The sequence below is a fragment of the Cellulomonas sp. P5_C6 genome, assembly GCF_054049635.1.
In genome coordinates this window covers 1-9,346 of sequence record NZ_JBFULZ010000166.1, presented here as the reverse complement: position 1 = coordinate 9,346, position 9,346 = coordinate 1, and the positions used below count along the sequence as shown (strand labels likewise).

10 protein-coding genes and 1 pseudogene are annotated in these 9,346 nt (G+C 71.9%); 3 read left to right on the top strand and 8 right to left on the bottom strand.

Annotation, left to right across the window (positions count from 1 at the left end; translation table 11 throughout):
• Positions 1-286, bottom strand: a pseudogene (locus ACXJKG_RS16205) (1-deoxy-D-xylulose-5-phosphate reductoisomerase); the annotation flags it as partial.
• Positions 287-317: 31 nt separating this feature from the next.
• Between ACXJKG_RS16205 and ACXJKG_RS16200 the strand changes: the two are divergent.
• From ACXJKG_RS16200 to ACXJKG_RS16190, 3 genes are all read left to right on the top strand, one after another.
• The gene (locus tag ACXJKG_RS16200) at positions 318-995 is read left to right on the top strand and encodes a PadR family transcriptional regulator (RefSeq protein ID WP_456846776.1); all 678 of its coding nucleotides are present in this window, start codon (positions 318-320) and stop codon (positions 993-995) included.
• 64 nt (positions 996-1,059) lie between these two features.
• On the top strand, positions 1,060-2,052 hold the full coding sequence (locus ACXJKG_RS16195; RefSeq protein ID WP_456846775.1) for an ATP-binding cassette domain-containing protein: 993 nt from the start codon (positions 1,060-1,062) through the stop codon (positions 2,050-2,052).
• Positions 2,049-2,864 carry an ABC transporter permease gene (locus ACXJKG_RS16190; RefSeq protein WP_456846774.1) on the top strand — a complete coding sequence of 272 codons (816 nt, stop codon included), beginning with the start codon at positions 2,049-2,051 and terminating at the stop codon, positions 2,862-2,864. The genes ACXJKG_RS16195 and ACXJKG_RS16190 overlap by 4 nt, the downstream gene beginning before the upstream one ends.
• 57 nt (positions 2,865-2,921) lie before the next feature.
• Here the strand turns inward: ACXJKG_RS16190 and ACXJKG_RS16185 are convergent, their stop codons facing one another.
• The 7 genes from ACXJKG_RS16185 to rpsB all read right to left on the bottom strand — a co-directional run bounded on the left by ACXJKG_RS16185 (position 2,922) and on the right by rpsB (position 8,893).
• Positions 2,922-3,476 (bottom strand): DivIVA domain-containing protein, encoded by a 555-nt coding sequence (locus ACXJKG_RS16185; RefSeq protein ID WP_456846773.1) that lies wholly within the window; start codon positions 3,474-3,476, stop codon positions 2,922-2,924.
• Positions 3,473-4,600, bottom strand: coding sequence for a 23S rRNA (adenine(2503)-C(2))-methyltransferase RlmN (gene rlmN / locus ACXJKG_RS16180; RefSeq protein WP_456846772.1), 1,128 nt, complete (start codon positions 4,598-4,600; stop codon positions 3,473-3,475). Before rlmN ends, ACXJKG_RS16185 begins: the two co-directional genes overlap by 4 nt.
• A gap of 44 nt (positions 4,601-4,644) precedes the next feature.
• On the bottom strand, positions 4,645-5,487 hold the full coding sequence (locus ACXJKG_RS16175) for a phosphatidate cytidylyltransferase (RefSeq protein ID WP_456846771.1): 843 nt from the start codon (positions 5,485-5,487) through the stop codon (positions 4,645-4,647).
• Positions 5,487-6,044 carry a ribosome recycling factor gene (gene frr, locus ACXJKG_RS16170; protein ID WP_456846770.1) on the bottom strand — a complete coding sequence of 186 codons (558 nt, stop codon included), beginning with the start codon at positions 6,042-6,044 and terminating at the stop codon, positions 5,487-5,489. The genes ACXJKG_RS16175 and frr overlap by 1 nt, the downstream gene beginning before the upstream one ends.
• Positions 6,045-6,094: 50 nt before the next feature.
• Positions 6,095-6,838, bottom strand: coding sequence for a UMP kinase (gene pyrH / locus ACXJKG_RS16165; RefSeq protein WP_456846769.1), 744 nt, complete (start codon positions 6,836-6,838; stop codon positions 6,095-6,097).
• A 112-nt stretch (positions 6,839-6,950) separates the two neighbouring features.
• On the bottom strand, positions 6,951-7,796 hold the full coding sequence (gene tsf, locus ACXJKG_RS16160) for a translation elongation factor Ts (RefSeq protein ID WP_456846768.1): 846 nt from the start codon (positions 7,794-7,796) through the stop codon (positions 6,951-6,953).
• A 110-nt stretch (positions 7,797-7,906) separates the two neighbouring features.
• Positions 7,907-8,893, bottom strand: coding sequence for a 30S ribosomal protein S2 (rpsB, locus tag ACXJKG_RS16155; protein ID WP_456846767.1), 987 nt, complete (start codon positions 8,891-8,893; stop codon positions 7,907-7,909).
• Positions 8,894-9,346: the final 453 nt, after the last annotated feature.

Here is a 9,346-nt window from a genome sequence, read left to right as displayed (position 1 = left end):
CCCCGCGCCCCGCCAGCTCGGTGGACGCCCGCGGACCGACGAGGACCTCGACGCCCGCGGGGAGCGCCTCGCGCAGCGGCCCCTCGGCGCGCGGGTCGGCGACAGCCACCGCGGACACCCCGAGCTCGCGGGCCTGCCTGGCCAGCAGCCCGACGTCCCCGCCGCCGGCGCTCAGCCCGGTCACGCGGAACCGGTCCGGGTGGCGCGTGATGACGTCGACGGCCTGGGTGCCGATCGACCCGGTGGACCCGAGGAGGACGACGCTGCGCTGTGTCACGCTGCCCATCTTCGTGCATCCCCCGTGGCAGGATCGCCGCATGCCCGCTCCCGCGACGCCCCAGGGCTCCTCGACCCGCCTGCTCGTGCTGGGGTGCGTGCGGATCTTCCAGCCCGTGCACGGCTACTTCCTGCGCCGCGAGCTGGTCAGCTGGGAGGTCGACCGGTGGGCGCACGTGCACCCGGGGTCGATCTACAACGCGCTCAAGTCGTTGACCAGGGCCGGCCTCCTCGAGGAGGTGGGCGTGGTGGCCGAGGGCCCGCGGCCGCCCCGGACCACGTACCGCCTGACCTCGGCGGGCGAGGACGAGTTCCTCTCCCTGGTCCGCACGGGCCTGCTCACGACGGACGAGCCCACGCTGTTCCTCACGGCGGTCAACATGGCCTTCGCGCTCCCCCGGGACGAGGTCGTCCGGGCGATCGAGAAGCGCGTCGGCATGATGGAGGACCTGGTCACGGAGCTGGCGACGCAGATCGAGGAGATCCTCGCGGCCAAGGACACGCCCGACACGGCGACCGAGGTGGCCCGGCTCATCACCGCCCGGACCCGCGGCGAGCTCGACTGGGCGCGGGGGTATCTCGACCGCGTGCGCGGCGGTGCGTACGCGTTCCAGGGCGAGCCGCCGCTGTGGAACCCGACGCCGGAGCAGCTCGAGGTCGCCCGTGCCGCGGGSGTCGGTCCCTGGGTCGTCTACGCGATGGCGGACGAAGACACGTAATAGTCAAGGTTGACGAGTAATAGTYCATCTTGAATACTGGGTCTCCACCCGAAGGAGACCCCGCATGATCCACGCCCGCGGCCTGGCCCGCACCTACAAGACCCGTCGAGGGGACGTCGACGCCGTGCGCGGCGTGGACCTCGACGTCGACGCCGGCGAGATCGTCGGCTTCCTCGGCCCGAACGGGGCCGGCAAGACGACCACGCTGCGCATGCTCACCACCCTCCTGCGGCCCACCCGCGGCGAGGCGACGGTGGCCGGCGCCGACCTGCTGCGCGACCCCGGCGCCGTCCGCCGACGCATCGGCTACGTCGCCCAGTCCGGCTCCACCTCGGGCGAGGCCCGTGCCGGCGAGGAGGTCATCGACCACGCGCTGCTCTACGGCGTCGAGCGCTCCACCGCTGCCGCCCGCGGCCGCGAGCTCTTCGACCAGCTCGAGCTCGACGGGCTCTGGGAGCGCAAGTGCTCCTCGCTGTCCGGCGGTCAGCGCCGCCGCCTCGACATCGCGATGGGCCTGATCCACACGCCCCGGCTGGTGTTCCTCGACGAGCCGACGACGGGCCTCGACCCGCAGGCGCGCGCCAACCTCTGGACGCACGTCCGCGGGCTGCGCGACGAGCGCGGCAGCACCGTGTTCCTCACCACGCACTACCTCGACGAGGCCGACGCCCTGTGCGACCGAATCCTCGTCATCGACCACGGCCAGATCGTCGCCCAGGGCTCCCCCGAGGAGCTCAAGCAGCGGGTGAGCGGTGACGCCGTCCTGCTCACCGCGGCCCAGCCCGCCGACGTCGCCCGCATCGCCGCCGTCGCCGCGCAGCTGCCCGGCGCCGACACGCCCACGGTCGACGGCACGCTGGTCGAGGTCCTCGTCCCCGCCGGCCGCACCCTGCTCGCGGGCCTGCTGCGCTCGCTCGACGCCGAGGGCCTCGAGCTCGACGGCGTCGAGCTGCGCCGCCCGACCCTCGACGACGTCTTCCTCACCCTGACCGGCAGGTCCCTGCGCGACGGCGAGAGCCCGCGCGGGACCGACCAGACCGACGGAGCAGCAGCATGACCGCCACCACCGCCACTCCCCGCACGTTCGCCGACGAGCAGCGCGGCCGCAGCACGTTCGTCCGCGACACGCTCACCGTCTTCCGCCGCGCCATGCGGATCTCCCTGCGCAACCCGGTCTGGTCCGTGATGGGCCTGCTCCAGCCGGTGCTGTACCTGACGCTGTTCGGACCGCTGCTCGAGCCGCTGGCCCCGCAGCTCGGGGCGACGAACGCCTACCAGCTGTTCGTGCCCGGCCTGCTGGTGCAGCTCGGCATGTTCGGCGCGCTGTTCGTCGGCTTCGGGCTCATCGGCGAGTGGCGCGACGGCGTCATCGAGGCCGAGCGGGTCAGCCCCGCGCCCCGGTCCGCGCTGGTGCTCGGCCGCGTGCTGCGCGACGTGATCGTCGTGGCCGTGCAGGGCGTCGTCCTCGTGTCGGTGGCGTTCCTGTTCGGCCTCGAGGCGCCGTTCTGGGGCATCGTCCTCGGCATCGTCACGGCCGCGCTGCTCGCCGCCGCGTTCGCCTCGGCGTCCTACGCCGTCGCGCTCACCCTCAAGAGCGAGGACGCCCTCGCCCCGCTCATGAACGGCATCGCGCTGCCGCTCCTGCTGCTGTCCGGCATCCTGCTGCCGATCACCGCGGCGTCCGCGCCGGCGTGGCTGAACACGCTGTCCAACCTCAACCCGGTCAAGCACGTGGTGTCGGGCATCCGCGCCCAGTTCGCCGGCGACATCGGCACCCCGACCGCGCTGTGGGGCTCCGCGCTGACCCTCGTGCTCGCCGCGCTCGGCATCTGGTTCGGCACCCGCACGTTCAAGCGCGAGGACGGCTGACCCTTCGGGTACGCGAACGGCCGCGCCCCGTCGCCGGGGCGCGGCCGTTCGTTCGTCTCACTCGACGCCGAGCAGCACCTCGACCGCGCGCGCGAGGAACGCGTCGACCGGTCCCTCGGCGTACGCGTTGCGGCCCTTGCGGCGACGGAACGTGGCCGACCGGACCTCGGCGGCCGACAGCGGCGTGCCCTTGTCGAAGTAGGCGACGAGACGCTGGCAGAGCTCGTCGACGTCCGCGGGCTCGTAGCCCTGGTGCCGGCCGTCGGGCGCCGCGAACCGGTCCCCGTCCGGACGGCCGAGCCGCCCGTAGAGGGTGCGGGCCTGCTCGCTCAGGCGGCCCATCCACGCCTGCTGGCCCTGGGTGGCGATGTACTCCGCCCGCGACCGCGCCACGAACGCCGCCTCGAGCCGGTCCAGGGCCGCGTCGACGGCCGCGGTGACGTAGCCGCCGCGCACCATGTCGAACGCGACGCCGCGCACGTCCTTGCTGGCCAGGCCACCGGCGGGGCCCTGCTCGTAGACCGACCGGGCGTGCGAGAAGAAGTCGTCGACCTCGTCCGGGTCGTACCCCTGCTTCAGACCCGAGACGGTCCGGAACATCCCGTCGCTCACTCGTCCTCCTCCGCTGCGAGCTGGCCGCAGGCACCGTCGATCTCACTGCCGCGGGTGTCCCGGATCGTGGTCGGGATCCCGTGCGCACGCAAGCGTGCCACGAACTCCTGCTCGACCCGGGGATCGCTCGCCGTCCACTTGGAGCCGGGCGTCGGGTTCAGCGGGATCGGGTTGCAGTGCACCCAGCCGCGGCCGCGGGCGTTGAGCTTCTCGCCCAGCAGGTCCGCGCGCCAGGCGTGGTCGTTGATGTCCCGGATGAGCGCGTACTCGATGGAGACCCGGCGGCCGGTGACCTCGAAGTAGCGGTGCGCGGAGTCGAGCGCCTCGTCGACGCTCCACCGCGTGTTCACCGGCACGAGCTCGCTGCGCAGCTCGTCGTCGGGCGCGTGCAGCGACAGGGCGAGCGTGACCGGGATGCCCTCCTTGGCCAGCCGGTCCATGGCCGGCACCATGCCGACGGTCGAGACCGTCACGTTGCGCGCGGACATGCCGAGGCCGTCCGGCGTCGGCGCCACGAGGCGGCGGACCGTCTCCATGACCGACTTGTAGTTGGCCAGCGGCTCGCCCATGCCCATGAACACGACGTTGCTCAGGCGCGTCGGCCCGCCGGGGACCTCACCGTCGGCGAGCGACCGGGCCGCCGCGCGCACCTGCTCGACGATCTCCGCCGTCGACAGGTTGCGGGTCAGGCCCAGCTGACCGGTCGCGCAGAACGAGCAGGCCAGGCCGCAGCCCGCCTGGCTGGACACGCACAGGGTCGTGCGGTTGGCGTAGCGCATGAGGACCGACTCGACCTTGGCGCCGTCGAACAGGTGCCACAGGGTCTTGACCGTGGTGCCCTTGTCCGCCGTCTGCGTCCGGTGCGCCGTGAGCAGCTGCGGGAAGAGCCCCTCGACCAGCTTGTCGCGGGTCGCCTTGGGCAGGTCCGTCATCTGCGCGGGGTCGTTGGTCAGGTGCGTGAAGTAGTGGGTCGCCAGCTGCTTGGCGCGGAACGGCTTCTCCCCCAGCTCCGTCACGGCGTCGATCCGCTGCTCGGGCGTGAGGTCGACGAAGTGCTTGGGCGGCTTGCCGCGAGGTCCACGGCTGGGCGAGGACAGGTCGAGGCGGACGGGTGTACCGGTCATTGCAGGTACCCCCTCTCAGGTCGGGCTGCGCAGAGGAGCAGAGGTCAGGCGGGCTGGAGGACCGTGAGGACGACGTACACGGCAGGGGCGGTCAGGACGAGCGAGTCGAGCCGGTCCAGGAGCCCGCCGTGTCCCGGCACGAGCCGGCCCATGTCCTTGAGCTCGAGGTCGCGCTTGAGCATGGACTCGGCCAGGTCGCCGAGCGTGGCCGTCACGACCGTGGCCGCGCCGAGGAACACCCCGACCAGCGGCTCGCCGCCGAACGCGACCTGCACCCCGACGACCCCGACCACGCAGGCCAGCACGACGGAGCCGGCCAGGCCCTCCCATGTCTTCTTCGGGCTGACGGAGGGGGCGAGCGGGTGCCGGCCGAGCAGCACGCCGACGGTGTACCCACCGACGTCGCTGGCGACGCAGAGCAGGATGAAGAGCATCACGCGGGACGGCCCGTCGGGCTCCGCGAGCATGAGCATGACGAACCCGCCGAGGAACGGCAGGTACGCGGCGGCGAACGCTCCCGCCGTGGCGTCCCGCAACGCGGGCTGGCCGCTCCCGTCGAGCACGCGCCAGACGACGACACCGCCGACCGTCAGCATGAACGCGACGAACAGCGCCTCCGGCCCGGCCGTGTACGCCGACACCAGGATGCCGATCGCGCCGACCAGCAGCGGCAGCAGCGGCAGGTGGATCGCCCGCCGCGTGAACGCCTGCGCCAGCTCCCAGAGCCCGGCGCACACGGCGAGCACCGCGACGACGGCGAAGGCCTCCTTGCGGATGAACAGGGAGGCGACCACCGCCAGGAGCATGGCGACGCCGACGACGATCGCGACCGGCAGGTCGCGACCGGGGCGTGGGGTCCGGGTGGCGGCGATGGCTGTCTGGCTCATCAGACCTCGAGGAGCTCGCTCTCCTTGGACGAGAGCAGGTGGTCGATGAGGTCGACGTGCTTCTTCGTCAGGGACTCGAGCTCCTTCTCGGCACGACCGACCTCGTCCTCGCCCGCCTCGCCGTCCTTCACGATGCGGTCCAGCTCCTCCTTGGCGCGGCGGCGCACGTTGCGCACCGAGATGCGCGCGTCCTCGGCCTTGCTCCGGGCGAGCTTCACGAAGTCCTTGCGTCGCTCCTGCGTCAGGGCCGGCAGGACGATGCGGATGACGTTGCCGTCGTTCGTCGGGTTCACCCCGAGGTCCGAGTCGCGCAGCGCCTTCTCGATGGCTGCGGTCGACGACTTGTCGAACGGCGAGACGAGGATGGTGCGCGCCTCGGTCACGTTGAACGACGCCAGCTGCTGCAGCGCGGTCGGGCTGCCGTAGTAGTCGACGAACACCTTCGAGAACATCGCAGCGTTGGCGCGGCCCGTGCGGATCGTCGAGAAGTCCTCCTTGGCGACCTCGACGGCCTTGTCCATCTTCTCTTCAGCCTCGAAGAGGGTCTCGTCGATCACCGGAGCTCCTTCGTGCGGTTCGTCATGGTCAGGTCGTCGAGCGGTGGTGCTCAGCTTGCCGTGATCAGCGTGCCGATCTTCTCACCCTGCAGCGCGCGCGTGACGTTGCCGGCCTCTTCCAGGCCGAACACGCGCATCCGCACGTCGTTGTCGCGGCAGAGGCTGAGCGCCGACCCGTCCATGACGCCCAGGTCGTTGACCAGCGCGTCGGTGTAGGTCAGGTGGTCCAGCTTCACCGCGTCGGGGTCCGTGCGCGGGTCCGCCGAGTAGACGCCGTCGACGCCGTTCTTGCCCATCAGCACCTCGTGGCAGTGGGTCTCCAGCGCGCGCTGGACGCTCACCGTGTCGGTGGAGAAGTACGGCATGCCCGCGCCGGCGCCGAAGATCACGACGCGGCCCTTCTCGAGGTGCCGGATGGCGCGCAGCGGGATGTACGGCTCGGCCACCTGGCCCATCGCGATCGCGGTCTGCACGCGCGTGCTCACGCCGGCCTGCTCGAGGAAGTCCTGCAGCGCCAGGCAGTTCATGACCGTGCCAAGCATGCCCATGTAGTCGGCACGCGCACGGTCGAGGCCGCGCTGCGACAGCTCGGCGCCGCGGAAGAAGTTGCCCCCGCCGACGACGATCGCCACCTGCACGCCCGCCCGGACGGCCACCGCGATCTCGGCGGCGACACGCTGGACGACGTCGGCGGCCAGGCCGACGTCACCGCCGCCGAACGTCTCGCCCGACAGCTTGAGCAGGACACGCCGCTCCGGCACGGCCCCGCGAGTCGAGTCCGGGTCCTGGGTCACGGCGCCTCCAGAAGAGAGTGGTCCGCGCGGCCTGGTCAGGACGCCCGGATCGAGCTGGTAGCGACGGTGGCCCCGACCCCGTAGGGCCGGGGCCACCGTCGATCACATGGGGTCAGGCTCCCACGCGGTAACGCACGAAGCCCGTCAGCGTGCCGCCGGCCTCGGAGAGGACCTGGGCGACCGTCTTCTTGTTGTCCTTGGCGAACGCCTGCTCGAGCAGGACGTTCTCCTTGAAGAAGCCGTTCAGGCGGCCCTCGATGATCTTCGGCAGCGCAGCCTCGGGCTTGCCCTCGTTGCGGGCCGTCTCCTCGGCGATGTGACGCTCGTTGGCGACGACGTCGGCCGAGACCTCCTCGCGCGACAGGTACGTGGGCGAGAACGCCGCGATGTGCGTCGCGATGTCCCGGGCCACGCCGGCGCCCGCGGCGTCGGTGGCGACGAGGACGCCGACCTGCGGGGGCAGGTCCTTGCTGACCTTGTGCAGGTAGACCTCGACGTGCTCGCCGGCGAGGCGGGCCAGACGACGCACGACGACGCGCTCACCCAGGGTGGCGGCCGTCTCGTCGACGATGTTCTGCACGGTCGAGCCCTCGGCCTCGGTGGCCAGCAGCGCGTCCGCGTCGCGGGCGGGCGAGTCGACGGCGGCCGCGAGGACGCGCGCCGCGAGGCCCACGAAGTTCGGGCTCTTGGCGACGAAGTCGGTCTCCGAGTTGATCTCGACGAGGACGCCGGTCTGGCCCTCGCCGTCGGCCGTCGGGCCGACGTGAGCGACGACGAGGCCGTCGGAGGCCGCGCGGCCCTCACGCTTGCCGACGCCCTTGAGGCCCTTGACGCGGATGAGCTCGAGCGCCTTGTCGGAGTCGCCCTCGGCCTCCTCGAGCGCCTTCTTGACGTCCATCATTCCGGCACCGGTCTTCTCGCGCAGCGCCTTGATGTCTGCGAGCGAGTAGTTCGCCATCAGTCGTGTCCGTTCCTCGTGTGTCGTGACGTGTCGTGCGGGACCCCTGGGGGTCCGGTGACGTGCTGCGGTGCCGGTGGCCCGTCAGGGGGCCACCGGCACCGGCACGGTCACTTGGAGTCGGCGTCGCCCTCGGCGGCAGCCTCGTCGGCGATCTCCTCGGCGATGACCTCGGCCACGGCCTCCTCGGCGATCTCCTCGGCCACGGCCTCGGCCACGACCTCCTCGGCGATCTCCTCGGCGATGACCTCAGCCACGACCTCCTCGGCCACAGCCTCGGCCACGACCTCCTCGGCCACAGCCTCCGCGGCCAGGTCGGCCTCGGCGCCGGCGAGCAGCTCGCGCTCCCACTCGGCCAGCGGCTCGGCGTCGGCCTCGGTGCCCTCGGCGGCCGCGGTGCGACCCGAGTGACGCTTCAGCAGACCGTCGGCCGCGGCGTCCGCGATGACGCGGGTCAGCAGCTGCACGGCGCGGATGGCGTCGTCGTTGCCCGGGATCGGGTAGTCGACGACGTCCGGGTCGCAGTTGGTGTCGAGGATCGCGACGACCGGGATGCCGAGCTTGCGCGCCTCGTTGACGGCGAGGTGCTCCTTGTTCGTGTCGACGATCCACACGGCCGAGGGAACCTTGGCCATGTCGCGGATGCCGCCCAGCGTCTTCGCGAGCTTGTCCTTCTCGCGGCGCAGGACGAGCAGCTCCTTCTTCGTGAGGTTCGAGCCCGCCACGTCGTCGAAGTCGATCTGCTCCAGCTCCTTGAGGCGCTGGAGACGCTTGTGCACCGTGCTGAAGTTGGTGAGCATGCCACCGAGCCAGCGCTGGTTCACATACGGCATCCCGACACGCGCGGCCTGGTCGGCGACCGGCTCCTGCGCCTGCTTCTTCGTGCCGACGAAGAGGATGGTGCCGCCGTGCGCGACGGTCTGGCTCACGAAGTCGTAGGCGTTGTCGATGTACGACAGCGACTGCTGCAGGTCGACGATGTAGATGCCGTTGCGCTCGGTGAAGATGAAGCGCTTCATCTTGGGGTTCCAGCGGCGGGTCTGGTGCCCGAAGTGGACACCGCTCTCGAGCAGCTGGCGCATGGTCACGACGGCCATGGCACGTCCTTCCGGCGCGCACCGCAGGGTGCACGCGTCAAGGCGGACCCGTCTGCAGGCCCGCATCTCGGTTGTCGGCTCCGACCGCGTGGTCGGCGCCCCTGGCGTCATGTCGTCGTCCGCTCCGGGGACTGCCACTGGTGCAGGAGCCCGGACCGCTGCGGCGATCGACCCCGTCCTGGTCCTCGCCGGCACGATGGCCGTCGAGTGCCCTGATCGGGTGGATGACGCGCGAAGTCGACCGGTACGGACCGGTCGCACCAGAAGTTTAGCCGATCGCCGGGACTGGTCCCGACCAGCGGCCCGCCCACAGCCCCCGGAGCCGCGTCGGGCGTCCACACGATCGCGCCGAGCCCGCCGCGGCGCGTCCGCGAGACCCGACGATCGGCGCCATGACGCCAGCTCCCGCCTCCCGCCCGCACGACCCCGGCGCGKCCCTCTCCCCAGCCGCCC